The 713-nt window shown below is 64.1% G+C and carries 1 protein-coding gene; it reads left to right on the top strand.

Annotated features, from left to right (window positions below; all coding sequences use genetic code 11):
- Positions 1-90: 90 nt before the first annotated feature.
- The coding region (locus GQB03_RS22620; RefSeq protein ID WP_268817584.1) for a thiamine pyrophosphate-binding protein at positions 91-713 on the top strand (623 nt) is incomplete at its 3' end.

Here is a 713-nt window from a genome sequence, read left to right as displayed (position 1 = left end):
TCATTCTCCCCCTACAGTTGCCTCCAATCTCACTTGCCGGAACATTCCGTACCGGTTTATGAGAAACAACCCTTACAGGAGACACACGCCATGAGCGAGCAAGCCAACCGTTCCGTGCCCGTCGGGCCGACCCGCATGACCCCTTCCGAGGCCTTCGTCGAGACGCTGGTCGCCAATGGCGTGACCGACATGTTCGGCATCATGGGCTCGGCCTTCATGGATGCGATGGACATTTTCGCACCGGCAGGCATCCGTCTGATCCCGGTTGTACATGAACAGGGCGCCGGCCACATGGCCGATGGCTTCTCGCGCGTGTCGGGCCGCCATGGGGTGGTGATCGGCCAGAACGGGCCGGGCATCTCGAACTGCGTGACGGCCATCGGGGCCGCTTACTGGGCGCACAGCCCGGTGGTGATCGTGACGCCGGAGACCGGCACCATGGGGATCGGCCTGGGCGGCTTCCAGGAGTGCAACCAGTTGCCGATGTTCCAGGAGTTCACCAAGTACCAGGGGCATGTGACCCATCCGGCGCGCATGGCGGAGTACACCGGGCGTTGTTTCGATCGGGCGATGAGCGAGATGGGGCCGACCCAGCTGAACATTCCGCGCGATTATTTCTACGGTGACATCACCTGCGAGATTCCGAAGCCGGCGCGGCTCGATCGCGGTGCGGGCGGTGAGCAGAGCCTCCAGGCGGCGGCCGAGCTGCTGGC

Source organism: Cognatazoarcus halotolerans, assembly GCF_009800965.1.
GTDB lineage: Bacteria > Pseudomonadota > Gammaproteobacteria > Burkholderiales > Rhodocyclaceae > Cognatazoarcus > Cognatazoarcus halotolerans.
Note: the sequence above shows the minus strand (reverse complement) of the source record. Positions and strands in the feature narration are given on the sequence as shown.